We start from the raw sequence: 16,796 nt of genomic DNA, 5'->3' as shown, positions 1-16,796 counted from the left end.
TAAACTCAAATAAAGTCACTACGCATTATGTAATCTATATTAGTTTACTAGATTAATAAAGTCAAAAAGGAGCACCGCATAAAATGGAGCTTACCCTTGATGTCAATTTTGACAACCTTGAGTAAGCTCCGTTTTATGATTATTTATTATACACTACTTATTTGTTCTTATTCCGTTTCCTTTGCCTTCGTAATCGCCGTTTCGTAATCAGGGTGGTCTGTTACCTCACCAACATATTCGGCATGAACGACTCTATTATCGCTATTCAACACAAAGACTGCGCGTGTTAGTAAACGCAATTCTTCAATCACAACACCATACGCCTCACCAAACGAAAGATCCCGATGATCGGAAAGTGTCGTCACATTAGGAAGGCCTTCTGTATCACACCACTTCTTTTGTGCGAAAGGTAAATCTACAGATATCGTAAGTATTACCGTATTTTCTAAACTAGATGCTTCTTCATTGAATTTGCGCGTTTGTTGCGAACATACGCCTGTATCAATCGACGGAATCACACTGATTATCTTCACTTTGTCATCGTAATCGCTTAATGTGACTGGCTCCAGACCTTGATTTAAAACCGTGAAATCTGGTGCTTTATCACCAACTTTTACTTCTTTCCCAATCAACGTCATCGGTGTTCCCATAAATGTAATCTTTGTCATTTGAACTTCCTCCCTTGATTGCATCTAATTCTCTTACTTTACTAATATCAGAGTTAGGTCACTAAGAACGGAATGATTTTTTCCGTAGAGGTACTAACATGATATCATGCGCTTGTTACATCAGTGTTACATTTATTTAGTATTAAAATCAGCTTTTCTATGTTGTCTAACAACTACTGCTCCTAGGATGAGGAGGATTATTGCTCCTAATAGAATCCAGATATATTCTAATGCATCACCGGTACTCGGTAGGGTGTTCGTAGGTGTTGGTGCGTTGTCGTTATTTTTTGCTCTGCTGACTTTCATTTCTGCTGTTTTTTCTGGTTGACTTGGTATCTTGCTCGCTTTTTGGGGTGATGTTTCTTTGTTGATTTGTGTTTCTTTTATTGGCGAGACTGGCGTTACTTTCGATGGTGTTTCTGGATTTCCTGGTGTTACTGTCACTGGTGTTTCCGGGTTTGGCGGGGTCACTGTTGGAATTTCTGACCGGATGTTGTCGCCCTTATTACCGAACGCTAGATCAGCTTGGTTTGGAATCCCACCGTCTTGGATGAATGGCGCTAGTTGTTCATCTGTCACGCTTTCTTTGATGGTTGTTGCCGCTATCATTGTATACGTGTGACCTGCCAAATAGGCAAAGCTATCGTCTTTTTTGCTCATCGTGAAGGTAATCAAGTTGTTTTCTTCTGTGATGGTGCCATTTTCTGTTACATCGTTGCCATTTTCATCAGTGATTTGGATGCTTTGAATCGCTAGTACGTTGTTTATTTGGTCTGTGATGATGGCTTGGTTCCAGCTTGCTGTTTGGTTACCGAATGCTGTGTGGATATTCCACTTAAAAGCATCATTACGGTTCGCTAAATCTACATGCTGTACACCTTCAATGTCTTTGTGGATTTCTGGATTCACTGGTGGTGGTGTTACCGTTGGAATTTCTGACTGAATCATATCGCCTTCGTTCGCAAAAGCTAGTTCTGCTTGGTTTGGAATACCTCCGTCTTTAATGAATGGGGCTAATTGCTCGTCTGTTACGTCTTGTTTGATCGTTGTTGTCACAGTCATTGTATAGGTGTGGCCTGCCAGGTACGCAAAGCTGTCGTCTTTTTTGTTCATCGTGAAGGTAATCAGGTTATTTTCTTCTGTGATGGTGCCATTTTCTGTTACATCGTTGCCGTTTTCGTCGGTGATTTGGATGTTTTCGATTGCTAGTACGTCGTTGATTTGGTCTGTGATGATGGCTTGGTTCCAGCTTGCTGTTTGGTTACCGAATGCGGTGTGGACGTTCCAGTTGAAGGCGTCGTTGCGGTTGGTAAGGTTTAGGTGCTCTTTGCCTTCGATGTCTTTGCTGATTTCTGGATTCACTGGTGGTGGTGTTACCGTTGGGATTTCCGATTGGATCATATCGCCTTCGTTACCGAACGCTAGGTCTGCTTGGTTTGGAATCCCACCGTCTTGGATGAATGGGGCTAGTTGCTCATCTGTTACGCCTTCTTTGATGGTTGTTGTCACAGTCATCGTGTAGGTGTGGCCTGCCAGGTACGCAAAGCTGTCGTCTTTTTTGTTCATTGTGAAGGTAATCAGGTTGTTTTCTTCTGTGATGGTGCCGTTTTCCGTTACGTCGTTGCCGTCTTCATCTGTGATTTGGATCTTTTCAATCGCTAGTAAGTTGTTGATTTGGTCTGTGATAATCGCTTGGTTCCAGCTTGCTGTTTGGTTACCAAATGCTGTGTGGATGTTCCAGTCAAAGGCGTCATTGCGGTTCGCTAGCTCTAGGTGGTCTTTGCCTTCGATGTCTTTACTGATTTCTGGATTCACTGGTGGTGGTGTTACTTTTGGAATGTCTGATACGATTTTACCGTTATTGTTGAAGGCTAATTCTGCTTGGTTTGGAATCCCGCCTTCTTGGATGAATGGTGCTAATTGCTCGTCTGTTACGCCCTCTTTGATTTTTGTTTGGATGTTCATCGTGTACGTTTGGCCCGATAGGAACGCGTAGCTGTTGTTTTTCTTGTTGATGGTGAATGTGATTAGGTTGTTTTCTTCTGTGAGTGTGCCGTTTCCTGTCACATCGTTGCCTTGTGCGTCTGTGATTTGAATGTTTTCAATCTCTAAAAGGTCGTTGATCTGATCGGTTAATACGGCTTTTGTCCATGTCGCTGTGTTGTTGCCAAACTTCGTGTCTACATTCCAGACGAATGAATCGTCGCGGTTTGTTAGTTCTAGTGATTGGCTAGCTGTCGTTGGTGCGCCTTCTAGTTGAGCCATGATGTTCCAGTCAAATGCTTGGTGTGCTGCGACATTTTTGTGGATTTCTGGTACGTCGATTTTTGTGTTTTTATGCGTCAGTGTGATCATTTGGCCTGCATTAGCTTCTGTGATTTCGAAGGCGATGGGTGTTTTATCCAGGATATAACCGCTTGGGGCTGTCATTTCAACCAGACTGTATTTTCCAAGGGCAAGATCATTGATTGTCAGCGTACCGTTGGCTTCTGTCGTTACCGTCTTAATGGGTGTCCCAGCGGCGTTAAGCAAGTGATACGTAGCACCGGCTAATGTCTTGTTGGTAGCTGCTGCATCGACTTTGCGTAGTTGTACGCTACCTGTTGGATCTGGCTGTTCCACTATTAATGGTTTGTTATCTACCGTGACTACTTGGACGCTGGTATGATTTGTTGCTGTGATTTCAAATGTATGTGGGGTCGCATCTAGCTCAAAACCTGCTGGTGCTTTTGTTTCAACCAAGGTGTAGTTTCCTAGTGGCAGATTCCCTACTTCCACGTGTCCTGTAGCATCTGTTGTGATGGTGCGCGCCGCCTCGCCATTATTGCTTGTTAATCGGAATTCGGCTCCTTCTAAACGATTCGCATGATTTGATGCATCGCGTTTTATAAGTTCTAGACTACCTGTTGGATCTGGTGTCGGTGGCTGATCTGGTGTTGGTGTGTTATCTATTGTTATGGTCTGAATAGTCGTATGATTATCTGCGGTGATTTCAAATGTGCGCGGCGTGGCATCTAGCTCGAAGCCTGTTGGTGCTTTTGTTTCAACCAAAGTGTAGGTTCCTAGTGGTAGATTTCCTACTTCTACACGCCCGGCAGCATCGGTTGTAATCGTACGCGCTGCTTCACCATTATTGCTTGTTAATCGGAATTCGGCTCCTTCTAAACGATTCGCATGATTTGATGCATCACGTTTGATAAGCTCTAAACTACCTGTTGGATCTGGTGTTTCGCCAGTTCCGGATCCATCACCACCAAAGTATTTTACTTCTGATTCCTTATTTTCACTTACATCTGTCCCTGTCAATTTCGCTTCGTTTCTATAGACTTGCCCTGTGGTAGGATTCGTCATTTTTGTTTGGTATGTCACAGATACCGTTTGATTAATTGAACCTAACTCTAATTGGAACCCTTCAGCACTATGACTTTTTAACATGTTGGCCGTTTCTGTATCTGATAATTTATTAGCAGGTCTCGGATTTCCTTGACCATCCGTATCTCCCTTATAAACCACTAAAGAGTCACGTACAAAAGTATGACCAGCAGCAATTGTGTCTGTATACACAGCGTTTGGAATCGTTAACTTATCGTAATTGATGAGTACATTCCAGTTGATTAGCGTTGGATCGTTCGCATCTACCTGGCCCCATTTGCCCAATACGTTGGCTGGTACTTCTGTTGTTGGCGGTCCTACTGTTCCGTTATCTGGAACAGTAATTCCTAGTCGTACTTCACCATTTTTTGTTGGGAAGTTAATGGTGGTCGTTTCGCCAGGTATATTTGTAAATCTATCTAATTGGACCCAGACTCGCATATCGCCATGTACGTTCGTTCTTGATTCGGCGTAGTCAGTGAACGTTACTGTGATTTCGTTCGTTGTTGGATTTACTTGCGCTCTCCCTACAATATTCCTTTGTGCATCTTTTAGATCGAAGTCAAGACCAGCTTCTAGTTTTAACTCGGCAGGCATCTTCACAATCATCGTGTCGCCTGCTTTTACCGTACCATCTGGAATAGCCCAGGTATAGTTAACTTGAAATTTCTCGCTAAAATTAACTGTCGTTTTATCTAAACTCACACTCGTGATGAGGTTTGAACCGTGATTCGTGCTGGCAGAACTAAAGTTGAAGGGAATCACTGTGAGTGTGATAACTGTTATCATTAACATGGTTAATAACTTTTTCATTTTTTTCATAAAATTGACTTCACTCCTATACATTTCGTTTTGGTTCCGTGGCTTTTAATTAACGGCTCTATCTACTAGATTTGAGTCACCCTATTTATTCTTTCGGAACGCAGATATCTTGCTATTGATAAAAAGCATATAGGGAAAATAATTCTGTAGCACATGATATCTCTCCTTTCTAGCTTCTATATATCATTTATTTTTATGTAAATCTCTGCTCGCATGCTAATATCTTATCGCATCCAATATTCGCTCACAACTCTACTTTGTCGATTTGTATGACAAAAAAAACATTGTAAACTGAATATTATTATTTTTGAAACATATTTAAAGATCACATTATATTTGTATATTCCCTTACATTTATCTATACTTGACACGTAGGTAAGATGCTCCTTCTTGAATCTTTATGGTAGCTATTCCTTGATATGAAATTTGTTACTCTAAGGAGTTTTATTTATGAATCAATTTTGCCTAAATATTATAGCGGATAAGAAAATTCGTCGGCAACTTCATCTGGTGGAGCGAATTTATGCCTCTCAATATCCTATTTCTCTGGAAGAAATCGCGAATGAGTTCGATATTTCAGTTCGTACGCTGGAACGTGACATTTCAGAAATCAGTACCGTTGATAAGGACTTCATTATTCAACATAGAGCAGTCGGATATGAGATTGAGAGCCATAGCCTTATTGATGATTTGTTAAGCGAAATTTCAGAACAGTCTCCTCTTTTTATAATCATTCAAAATATTTTTGAAGAAATATTCTTAGACGTAAACGAATGGGCGGATGAGTTGTTTATATCTTCGTCTGCTCTTACTCGCTATCTGAATGGTTTCAAAAAAATATTGAAAGATTTCGATCTCACGCTGTCGTATTATCCCGTTAAAATAGAAGGTTCTGAGGTAAATATTCGTTATTTCTTTTTCTATTTTTTCTATAGTACAAATGACATTTCAGAAAAATATCGACCTGGTCAGGAATTATTTGATATTTTTGAGAAAAACTATAACTACTTTATTGAAAATACGCATATTGAAGGCTATATTCAGCATCGTAGCTTGCTTTATTGGATAATGGTTATGAATAAACGACTAGAACAAGGCCACCATGTCGTGATTAGTGAAGAAATAAAAGAGAAGCAGATGCAATCATTGACCTATGAGTATATTGCTAAACTGGCGCATGAAATTATTACAACTGTACGCTTATCGAATATAACGGAAGATGAAATTGCTTTTATGGATATGTTGCTTTTGGATAATTACATTTATAAAGAAGGCGTCGCAGGGCCAATCGAGGAACGGCTTTATCCTTTCCTTACCAAAGAATTGCACGCGCTTGTGAACGACTTTTTTGTAGATGCCAGGTTGGAAAAGCCGAGTGATGATACGCTTTATATTTTCGTGTTCTATATCCGGAATATCCTTTTGTTATCTGAGCTAACACCACTTTTTCAAAAGAATTTTTTCGAGGTAAACCAATTTGTCAAGTCCACGCATTATGCTTTATTTAAACAATGGATGGATAAGGTTTCTTCGAGTAGTATTCCTGAGTTCAAAAATATTCACCACATGGAAGATGTTTGTGCTAACTTAACGTTATTTACAATTTACGCCAATAGTCAAACATTGCAGCATACTTCTCATATTCTTTTTTCATTCGATGGAAAAACGGCTTATCTTAACTACCTAGAAGTATTTGTTGGTAATTTTATTGGTGGTAATAAAAAGATGACTTTCATTTCTAATCAACATATTACCAATGATTTGGCGAAACAGCTGCATGTCGATTTGGTTGTTACGAATTATAAAGAAACATCGCAAACATTCGATTGTGCCTACTATAATACGGCCAGACACCCTTCCTTAAAAGATTGGGATAATATTCATCATTTAATTCTTTCTATGTAAGTCTTAAAGAGGCACCAACCTGCTTTATGGTGCTTCTCTAAGACTAGATTTACCGTGCGACTGACTAAGACATTGGCATCCGTACACAGATTAGCCGATCGTCTAATTTGACTAACTCCCTCTCTTCTAGTCGCTTTATCGTTGTATTAAGCGTCATACGGCTCACGTTTATATAATCGCTCAATAGTTTTCTCGTGAAAAAGCTCGGAATTTTAACAAAAGGACCATCTTCTTCTCCAAATTTATCAGCCATTATTTCTAAAAATCCGAATACTCTTTCTTCAACGTCTGCTCCCATCGCCAGAATCTTATTTAAATAAATAGGATAGATGCTAATCATGTAGTTGTAGTGGTATAGGTAGCCTTCCTGGATATTCATTATCTTAGCTAGTACATCATGAAAATGGAATCGCCAGACAACAACCTCGTCTGATATGACACTCCCGCTAAATCTGGTTTCGTCCGTACTACCTTCACAATGCAAGCCAATAAACTCTCCTGCCCCGACAAAGTTTACGAGTTGATTGCCTATAAAGACCGAGCTGATACCTTTCTCAATCGCAAAAACATACGAATCCTCCTCATTTTCCATGTAAAATATTTCGGATTTTTCAAAGACTAGTTTTTGCTTCCTGATCGGGTAGACCTCATCATCTAGTAATATGGATAACAATTTTCCTAAACTAAAATCCCGTTTGATTGCTTCGATATTGTAGAGCTTGTTTATAGTCAAAATTTAACCTCCCGATTTTGAATTTTATCGACTGTTAAGAGTGCTTTCGGTCTAGCTAGAAATAAGTAACACGCGTCTGCCATGAATAATTTTCCCCTCCTCATTTAACTTGTTTAACGTTCCTGTAAGTGTCGCTAATTTGATGTCCGTATAATTGGCTAATATTTTTTTAGTGAAATCTTGTGGAAGTCTGATGACACCTTTATCCTCTGAAACTTCACCGAACCTTGATGCGAGCATTCTTAAAGATAGGAGCAATCTGTTCGACTTGTTCAGCATCATGATACTGCTTTTTTTCAATAAATTTTCTTGGATATGTGTGATATGCTTGTTGTAAAGTTGCAGACCATTTTTATTTTGCGCTACTTTTGATAGGACATCTTTTAGTTCGAATTTCCAAACAGTTGCTTCTTTAGATACGATTTCACCGTGCAAGGTTGCTTTTCCATCTGTGTAAAGCCCGATGAACTGGTCTGTCCCAATGAATTCAAGGATGGTTTCTTCGCTCTTAATCGCTGCAATTCCTTCTGAAATACCGAATACGTATTGCGGCTTGTTCCCCGCATCTTCTAGCAATAATTGTTCGCCTCTTTTTAACGTTATCTGCTCACCTTTGATAGTTGGGAATTCATCATCTAATAGAAAATTTATGAATGTTTGCATCGTATACCTCCTATATAATTTTGCCTTTATTGGCTTGCTCTCTATCTTGGTTGGCTTTCTTAATCTAAATGTAACATGTGGGCATTATCAAATTGGGCTATTACAAAAAAAGAAAAAATAGGCGTATTTATCCGTTTTATATCTAATTATTCTGATTATTCATATTTAAAAATAAACTACTGGAACTCCCATTTTTAAGGGAAATTCGCAGGAACTAGCATTATTACAAAAAATCAGTTATACTTGTATCGTTATTTGAAAGCGTTATCACAAATATAGAAATACTCAGGAGGTATGAAATGAAAAAGAGTTATTGGTTCATTGGTTTAGGTGTTATCCTGCTGATCGTAGCTGGAATCACTGGTTTTAACGTATGGAATAAAGACAAAAAGCAGGAACAGGCGTCAGAATTGGTCGAGAAGGCGCCAAAATCAGAAGTCTCGAATTTTAAGAATCTGATTGATATCTCGGCAAATCCCACAGAAAATATGTATGGGAATTATGATACCAACCGCTTTAATAATTTCGCTGATTTAGGCGCTTGGCACGGTTATTATTTGCCTGATGGGAATACACCTGAAATACTTGGCGGTTTTGCTGGCCCGGTCATCCTTGCTGAGGAGTATCCGGCGAATTTAGCGAAAACATTTGATAAAATCCAAATTGCGAATGATGACACGAAAACAACGTATGATTTGAGTAAAGCAAGTACCGATTTTGCATACTATCCAGGCAAATTAGTTCAAACGTATGAGCTCGATGATTTGACGTTACAATTGGACTTGATTTTTGCGAGTAATCGGACGGCGCTTGTGAAAACAAATATCACGAATAAAACGGAAAAACCGCTTCACTTATCGCTTTCGTGGCAAGGGACTTTGTTTAATAAATTGAATGATGGCAGCAATCAAATCGACTTGAAGCAAACGCTTGAATCCACGCCAAATGGTGTCCAAGTCAATTTTCCGACTATAAGAGAAATGTGGACGTTCTTCTCAACGACACAAACGAAATATTCGATCTATCATGACATGCCAGTTACGAATGATGTGGCTGCGAATACATATACATCGAAGGCAAAAAATCCGATTACGATTGACCCGAGCAAGGATTTTGCGACATATGCCGTGGAAAGTTACACGTTCACCGATAAGGAATTGCAGACGGAAAAAGCCAATTGGGATTCGTATATCGCGGACCAAGATCAACTTTTCCAAGATAACAACAAGCGCTGGCAAGGCTATTTAGACAAAACATTTGCTGAGAAGACACACGAAAACCATCCAGAATATAAAAATGCGGCCGTGAAAACAATCGAAACGCTGACAACAAACTGGCGCAGTCCGGCTGGCGCGATTCAGCATGATGGCATTGTTCCGTCGATGTCCTATAAATGGTTTATCGGACTCTGGTCTTGGGATTCGTGGAAAGAAGCCGTCGCGACAGTGCAATTCAACCCAGAACTGGCGAAAAATAGCGTGCGTGCCCTATTCGATTATCAAATTCAGAAAGATGATCCGATTATGCCACAAGACTCCGGCGCGATTATCGATGCCATTTTCTACAATAAAACACCAGAACGCGGCGGGGACGGTGGAAACTGGAATGAGCGCAATTCGAAGCCACCACTTTCCGCGTGGGCAGTTTGGAATATTTATACGGAGACAAAAGATAAAGACTTCCTCAAAGAAATGTATCCGAAGCTCGTCGCTTATCACGATTGGTGGTATACGAACCGCGACCATAACAAAAACGGCATCGCGGAGTACGGCAGCATGGTCAGTGACGCCAACTGGAAAAAAGACGCGAACGACAAGAATATCAAGGATGCAAACGGCAATTATGAGCTGAATGATGAAGCCGTTATCGAGGCCGCAGCTTGGGAAAGTGGTATGGATAACGCTGTCCGTTTTGACAAAGATGGCATTGGGAAAAATGATCCCGGCGTGCTCGTTTTTGAGAATAAAGATAGCGCAGATAAAGTCATCGGCTACTCCATCAACCAAGAATCCGTCGATTTAAACGCCTACCTATACGCTGAAAAAGGCTTTTTAGTCTCGATGGCAAAAGAGCTCGGCAAGACAGACGACGCGGATAAATACAAAAAAGAAGCCGAAAAAGTACAAACCTACATCGAAAAAAATATGTACGACAAAGACACCGGTTTCTATTACGACCTGCAAATCAACGACGATAACTCCAAAACAAAACTGCTTGTAAATCGCGGCAAAGGCACAGAAGGCTGGATTCCACTTTGGGCAAATCTATCCGACAAAGACAAAGCAGCAAGCGTCCGTGAAAACATGCTTTCTCCAAATAAATTCAACACGTACATGCCGTTTCCTACTGCGTCCAAAGACAACCCGCGTTTCAGCGCAACAGAATATTGGCGCGGCCCCGTTTGGCTCGATCAAGCATTATTCGGAGTCGAAGCCTTGCAAAATTACGGTTATAAGTCCGACGCAACCTTCCTTTCGAAAAATCTATTTAATCACGCGAACGGCTTGATGGGCAACGGACCGATTCACGAAAACTACGATCCGCTTACCGGTGACGGTCTAAGCACGAAAAACTTCAGCTGGTCCTCCGCCGCGTATTATTTAATGTATCAAAATACGATTGTCGGTGATGAAACAACCAGCCAGACTGGGATTGAGAAATAAGATTTACCGCTAATATAAAAACCGCTAAAAATCGAACCTGATTTTTAGCGGTTTTTATATCATTTATAATTTTCCAAGTCTACGAACATACAGAGCAATCAAACCGGCAATCACCATCAGTGCACCAATTAATAGAGCTACTTGATTCGTTGTTTCTCCTGTTTTTGGAAGCTTAGCTGCTTGCACTTTTGCTTGGTTATCTTTAGGTTGCATTCTCATATCAATGTTTCCATATACGCCCATGTTTATCTTGCTTGTATAGCTAGTTACTACATTTTTATTCTCTTTTTTTCCTGTAACTTTCTCCTTGATTGCAGCATCTTTTAATACTTTTCCGTTCTTATCTACAGTTGGAGCTACAATACTTTCTTTATTCGATTTCACCGTTACATAAGCCGTTTTTTTCATCCCTTCGTAAGCGTATTCGATTCGATAAGTCCCTTCCTTATTGACATTAACCAGCCCTGAGACTTGCATGTTTTGAAATTCGAGCGGATCACCATTTTTATCTGATGCACTTTCAAAATTGTCAGAGGCAGTCCAATTTCCGCCAACATAAACAATGGAATCTTTCACAACTATGTTCGTCTTGTCTTTCTTATAGTGATACGTAATCCGTTGCGCCTGATCTGTGTATTTCCCCGCAATACTATTTCCCTCCTGTGTCTGGCCATTTAAATCTCCTGATTGAAAAATATATCCCGGTATATCTTTCATATTACTCTCAAAAGGGTCTCCAAAAATCGCGTTCTTATCCAATATCTCATCTTGTAATCCTATTTCTTTTTGTGTATCATCATCCATATATTGTACGTACACCGGAGCCGCTTTCTTCCAGTCATAACTGTAAATAACAGTTTGCTCTTTTGCATCATCGAATACACCGCTTCCCTCGGAAACTCGTACGCCATCAAGGGTAATCTCCTTCAACTCGTATCCTGTAAATGATTTTAATTCTGTCTCAAAAGAATCGCCCCATTTTTTATCAACCCCATCCAACTCTTCTTTCGCTAGCACCTTACCCTCCTTATTTTGGTAGATAACATGCACTGGTTTCGCTTTGGCTTTCGTATAAGAATAGTAGACTTTGATTGTTTGGTTGGGATCAGGATACGTTCCTTTTGCATTATCGGGTATGTCTGATAATTCATAGCGATTTATATTTTTAGGTTCAAAATCATACGCTTGACCCACCCCTCCGCTTTTAACATCTACTGGACTTATTTCCTCTTTTGTATCCTTGTCAATGTAATGTAATTCGACGGTACCGCCAATATCGGGCTCATAAAGATAGCTTACTTCACTGCTCTTATCGCCGAAAGTTCCTGATGTATTATCTGGTATATAAACCAAATGATAGCCATTTATGAACTTAGGCATTGTGGAGTATCGTTCATCATATTTACCCGTTAAGATTTCTTCTGAGGCGATGTCTTTTTGATTATTTTTATCCTTAAAGCGTACTTTTACTTGGCCGGGAGCATCGTCTTTTTTCAAGGAGTACGTGAGTTCACTTGAATATTGGACGTCACTATCATCGGTAAAATTCCCACTTGGGTTGCCTTGAACGTCTTGCAGTGTAAAATGTTCGCTCTTTAATTTCGTTAAAATATCTTGAATGGCTTTGTTTTTTTCAGACCCATCGAATGCCTCATCATGTTTTCCATACATTAAGTAGCTCTCGTGTATTAGTCTGCCCTTATCATCTTTGAAACGCGCAATCACAGGTTTACCATCATTTTTTTCATAAACAAATGTAATTTCTTGTTGTTTATCTGTTACTTGGCCGCTAATCTCATCTTTTTTTTGTCGATAATGTTGTATATTGATGGCTTTTTCTTTGAACCTGGAACCATATTTTAGGCCTGATAACTTCTTGTCTTCATGAATCGTTTTACCTTTTTCATCCACGTAATGGACAACTACCGGAGCGCCCTCAGATACTTTATATCGGTAGACGATTTCTTGATCATCATCTGTCAAATAGCCTTCTTTCTTTTCACCGCTATCTATAAGCGTATAAAAGGGAATTTCTTCTCGTGGCGTCACCGTATATTGGTCTCCCCATTTTCCAGTTATTATTTTATTATCGACTCCTGGAATGGGGTTCCCATCTTCGTCTACATATTTTACAATCAACGGCTTTGCTTGCTTGAGTTTGTACTTAAACGTTTGTTGTTGTGCTTTTTCATCTAGCTTTATCTTCATCTCCTCTTTACCATCGAGTGTTTCGTAATGCACCATATTTTTGGCTTTCGCGGTTACCGTGTCGCCATATTTGCCTGTCAGGATATCAGGCGTCGGGCTTCCAAATGCCTCCCGTTGCTTCTCATTTAAAGTGGATTCTGCGTTAACGTGATTTACTGTCGCATTTCCACCAGGCTCTCTTTCAAATTGATATTCTGCGTTAACTTCTCCATCTCGATAATTTCCCATCGTATTTTTTTCACCTACATAATTGTAATGTTGATTCTTAATGTATTCTTTTTTAGCTATGTAGTCCTTTTGAACATCTTGATTGTAGGGATTGCCAATTTTTCCGTGTAAGACACTTTCCACCATGATCGATTTTCCTGTATCCACATCGACGTAAGATACCTTTACTGCTCCTTCTTCATTATCTTTTGTGACATGTACCCTGATAGATATCGGTTTATCTAATACATCTTGGGAATACAAGGTTTGTTCTGAACTTCCCCAAAAAACTTCCCGTTCGAATGTGTGCCATACTGTATAAACGCTACGAACTTCTAGCAAAAAACTGGTGTCGATTTTCTTATTTGTTTTCGCAGTAATCGATATGGAGCTTGGACTTGTGTTAGTCGTTCCGTTTCCTGGGCGCTTGTAGTCGATGGATAGTAAGCTAGTATCGACACCGACTGTAGAATAAATGGGGTTCATACTAATGACATAGGCTTCTTTTTTCCACGTCGGGCCTCCCTCACTATACTTTGTGGATTCTCCTCCCCTATAGGAAAATTTATCTGTTAGCGGTGTTGTGACTGTATGGATACGCTGTTCTGAGTTCTCTTGAATAATTCGTTTTACATTTTCTGTTAATTTCGCTTTTGACTCATTTTTCGCTTGTTCGACTCTTTGCTCCATCGCTGCATGGGCTAGTTCAGGGTGTAGTACAAACGTGAAAAGCGGAAAAATTAACATCATAACGATACCTATTTTTAAAAATTTCTTCATCTCGAACCTCCGATTATTTTTTATAGCCTATTTTTATTTAAAAATTAGGAATAATGATATTATTTTATTGTTAGATCTTATGTAGCTGCTCCAGAAGATGTCGTAAAGTACATTGGTCGCTAGCTTTTTTGTAATATTTTGACACAAGTGTTTATTTTACAACTTTATCCTACTCTGCTATAGTAACATTATTAAACGAGACTTTGTATGTACAATTAATGTTTAGCGCTAGATATTAATTGTACATAGCAATGAGGAGGTATTATTTTGATTCCAGTCTATTTGCAAAAAGAGCTAAATATTTTATTCTTTGTCATCAAAAAAAAGAATACTTCGCTAAGGGATATATCCTCATCTTTAGGTATTTCTAAGCAAACTGTAAAATCAAATGTGGTTAGAATCAATCAATCTTTTGAACAGTATCTAAAAATGAAGGACTTCATTTCATCAGACAACACTGGCACTATTCGGGTGAAACGGCAGTATGAGAAACAAGCCGTGGAATGTTCTTATATTTTGAAATTAAAATTGCTGAAGCAGGTAGTTATATTCAATTATGCTGTTTTACTTACAACAAGATCCGTTATTAAGAAACAAGAGATAATCGAGTTATTATTTATTTCAGAGAGCTACTTTACTAAGTTAACGTACAAATTAAATACATTTTTGAAACCATATAATATTAAAATAATTGTCTCTGATAACAGAATTTACCTTGAGGGTAATGAAATATTTATCAGGCTCTTCTCCTACATATTTTTGCAAGATTCTTTTCAAGATTTAGAATGGCCTTTTTCCAATATAAGTATCGATGAAATTAAATCCACCGTTCCTCCAGAAGTTCTACAAACCACTCATCAGAGATCTAATACGAAAGAAAGGTCTCTCTATATTCTTTATGCCGTTCTTCATACTAGAATAAAGGAACAAAACTTCATTGAAAACCCTAATTCTCCAGAGCTTTTATCTTTCTTTGAGCTGATCACAGAGAATTTTGACGCTGCGTTAATTTTTCACAAAAATGGGTTTGGTAACCTGAGCTTAATTAACAAAAAAAATGAAATACTTGTTTTTAATTTTCTTTCTAGAATTTTTATTTCAGATATTATTCAGAGGGAACAAAAAATCCAGCTCGGTAAAACCTTTTCTGCCCAAAAACACCCTTATTGTGTGCTTTCGAAGCAAATTTATACGCGATTTTCTACGTTAACTTCCTTAGTTTTATCCAAAGAAAAAGAATATATGTATATCTATTATTTGTCACTTATTATCTCTTCCTATAATTTAATTGGCAACGCATTTCTCAGTTTTGTGGAACTATATATCCCAAAGCTGGTCATTTATTTACCAAAGAAAGATGCTATGGCCGATGCTATAAGAGAGACACTTTCTCCTATCATAGATGATGAAAGCCACCTAGAATTGATATGTAATCTTTTGCATTCTTTATTGCATTCCGAAAGAAGTCCTAAAATCAAGATTTATTTACAAATGACAAAGGATTTTACCGCTATTTATGTCATCAAAAATCGCCTATCTTCGCTGTATAATAATATTAATATTTCCGTTACTAGCGACTACTCAAAAGCAGATATTATTGTAACGGATACGCTTGAGAAAGCCAAACCAGATAAACACGTATTTTACCTAGATTCAACTAGAAACATGGAAAGATGGGCAGAATTAACAACGATTATACAAGATAAATTCCGCGAGAAAATAAATTTGGAAGGAGGAGTATAATTCGTTATATCAGGATAAACTGCAGCTTCAAAATTTTGACATGCAAATACATGTATGAAGACTAGTAAGAGAGAGTACCACAATAACCTTACTAGTCTTTGTACGCTTTATTCATGTTTTTATCGGATATTCCCTTCTAATCCTTTCCCCATATCTTCCATCCACGCCGCCATTTCGTTTGCATCCGCTGAAACGCTAAAAACTGCTGGCGCGAACGCTTGAGTTTCTTGTATCTTCTCGGGTTTTTCTGATAGAATTGTTGATGGAAATTTTCAGCTGGCCAAAAGGTCGTAGCTGGTTCGATAGCTGTCACGATTGGATGCTTGTATCTCCCCGACTCCGCTAAATCTCGCTTCGACTGCTCCGCGATTTGGTGCTGTTCCTCATTTGCCACGAAAATAACAGGCCTGTAGCTGTCACCACGATCCGCCATTTGGCCAAATGCATCAGTCGGATCAGTCAACTGCCAGTAAAGTTCGACCAGCTCTTTATAACTCCAAATTTGCGTATCGAAAATAATCTCCACCGCTTCGACATGCCCCGTATAACCACCAACCACTTGCTCATACGTCGGATTTTCCATATGACCACCAGTATAGCCCGATATCACCGAAATAATTCCAGGCCTAGTCTCAAACGGCTCCACCATACACCAAAAACAACCACCAGCAAAAATCGCGCGCGCTTGATGTGGACCATCTTGTTCGTAATGGATAGACAAATCGAAGGAGCTACCAGCCAGAGGATCATCCGTGATTTTTAAGTAAAAATCGGTCACGTCTGGCGTCAAGTTATCTCTTAGGGCCAATGGACGCAACAACGCCTCAAGCTTCGCAATCTGATCGTCAAAATGCGCACCATCATCAATCGCCGTCTTTGCCACCCGCAATTGAGCACGTTCCCAGTCGCGAGTGGCTGGATTTAGCAGCAGATTGTAGAGATCTCCGAGTATTTCGGTTTGGCTTGTTTTCATTTTTTAGGACCACCTTTGTGATGTGTCAGTAACATTTATATTCTATGTTATGCCACTTT

General features: G+C 39.3%; 9 protein-coding genes and 1 pseudogene. 3 read left to right on the top strand and 7 right to left on the bottom strand.

The annotated features are described in order from the left end of the window. Positions 1-167 precede the first annotated feature (167 nt). Both tpx and DUK53_RS12335 read right to left on the bottom strand, forming a co-directional pair. Positions 168-668 carry a thiol peroxidase gene (gene tpx, locus DUK53_RS12340; protein WP_036129668.1) on the bottom strand — a complete coding sequence of 167 codons (501 nt, stop codon included), beginning with the start codon at positions 666-668 and terminating at the stop codon, positions 168-170. A 132-nt stretch (positions 669-800) separates the two neighbouring features. Beyond that, positions 801-4,862: a SpaA isopeptide-forming pilin-related protein gene (locus DUK53_RS12335; RefSeq protein WP_161564240.1), complete on the bottom strand. Its 4,062-nt coding sequence runs from the start codon at positions 4,860-4,862 to the stop codon at positions 801-803. A gap of 450 nt (positions 4,863-5,312) precedes the next feature. Here DUK53_RS12335 and DUK53_RS12330 point away from each other — a divergent pair, with 450 nt between their 5' ends. Further along, positions 5,313-6,767: an AcpB/EbpR/MafR family transcriptional regulator gene (locus DUK53_RS12330; RefSeq protein ID WP_036094271.1), complete on the top strand. Its 1,455-nt coding sequence runs from the start codon at positions 5,313-5,315 to the stop codon at positions 6,765-6,767. Positions 6,768-6,831: 64 nt separating this feature from the next. Here DUK53_RS12330 and DUK53_RS12325 read toward each other — a convergent pair whose 3' ends face one another. Continuing rightward, a complete protein-coding gene (locus DUK53_RS12325; protein WP_036133412.1) occupies positions 6,832-7,500 on the bottom strand; it encodes a Crp/Fnr family transcriptional regulator in 669 nt (222 codons plus the stop codon). 51 nt (positions 7,501-7,551) lie between these two features. Next, positions 7,552-8,163, bottom strand: a complete 612-nt coding sequence (locus DUK53_RS12320) for a Crp/Fnr family transcriptional regulator (RefSeq protein WP_036094274.1) — start codon at positions 8,161-8,163, stop codon at positions 7,552-7,554. Positions 8,164-8,462: 299 nt separating this feature from the next. Here DUK53_RS12320 and ygjK point away from each other — a divergent pair, with 299 nt between their 5' ends. After that, positions 8,463-10,826 carry an alpha-glucosidase gene (gene ygjK, locus DUK53_RS12315; protein ID WP_036133409.1) on the top strand — a complete coding sequence of 788 codons (2,364 nt, stop codon included), beginning with the start codon at positions 8,463-8,465 and terminating at the stop codon, positions 10,824-10,826. 63 nt (positions 10,827-10,889) lie between these two features. Here ygjK and DUK53_RS12310 read toward each other — a convergent pair whose 3' ends face one another. Then, positions 10,890-14,021 carry a MucBP domain-containing protein gene (locus DUK53_RS12310; RefSeq protein ID WP_036094277.1) on the bottom strand — a complete coding sequence of 1,044 codons (3,132 nt, stop codon included), beginning with the start codon at positions 14,019-14,021 and terminating at the stop codon, positions 10,890-10,892. 267 nt (positions 14,022-14,288) lie between these two features. Between DUK53_RS12310 and DUK53_RS12305 the strand changes: the two genes are divergently transcribed. Then, on the top strand, positions 14,289-15,764 hold the full coding sequence (locus DUK53_RS12305; RefSeq protein ID WP_036133407.1) for a helix-turn-helix domain-containing protein: 1,476 nt from the start codon (positions 14,289-14,291) through the stop codon (positions 15,762-15,764). Between the two features lie 136 nt (positions 15,765-15,900). Here DUK53_RS12305 and msrA read toward each other — a convergent pair whose 3' ends face one another. Further along, positions 15,901-16,479, bottom strand: coding sequence for a peptide-methionine (S)-S-oxide reductase MsrA (msrA, locus tag DUK53_RS17845; protein WP_255410898.1), 579 nt, complete (start codon positions 16,477-16,479; stop codon positions 15,901-15,903). Between the two features lie 42 nt (positions 16,480-16,521). Beyond that, positions 16,522-16,737 (bottom strand): annotated as a pseudogene (locus DUK53_RS17840) (bacteriocin immunity family protein); the annotation flags it as partial. Between the last annotated feature and the right edge of the window lie 59 nt (positions 16,738-16,796).

This window comes from Listeria sp. SHR_NRA_18, from assembly GCF_003856515.1.
GTDB classification, from domain to species: domain Bacteria; phylum Bacillota; class Bacilli; order Lactobacillales; family Listeriaceae; genus Listeria_A; species Listeria_A newyorkensis.
This window is presented reverse-complemented; position numbering and strand designations above follow the sequence as displayed.

What these genes read in the sequence shown, in the direction of transcription:
- ygjK (WP_036133409.1), top strand. Translation starts at nt 8,463, where the DNA reads ATGAAAAAGAGTTATTGGTTCATTGGTTTAGGTGTTATCCTGCTGATC.
- DUK53_RS12320 (WP_036094274.1), bottom strand. Translation starts at nt 8,163, where the DNA reads ATGCAAACATTCATAAATTTTCTATTAGATGATGAATTCCCAACTATC.
- DUK53_RS12335 (WP_161564240.1), bottom strand. Translation starts at nt 4,862, where the DNA reads ATGAAAAAAATGAAAAAGTTATTAACCATGTTAATGATAACAGTTATC.
- DUK53_RS12330 (WP_036094271.1), top strand. Translation starts at nt 5,313, where the DNA reads ATGAATCAATTTTGCCTAAATATTATAGCGGATAAGAAAATTCGTCGG.
- DUK53_RS12310 (WP_036094277.1), bottom strand. Translation starts at nt 14,021, where the DNA reads ATGAAGAAATTTTTAAAAATAGGTATCGTTATGATGTTAATTTTTCCG.
- tpx (WP_036129668.1), bottom strand. Translation starts at nt 668, where the DNA reads ATGACAAAGATTACATTTATGGGAACACCGATGACGTTGATTGGGAAA.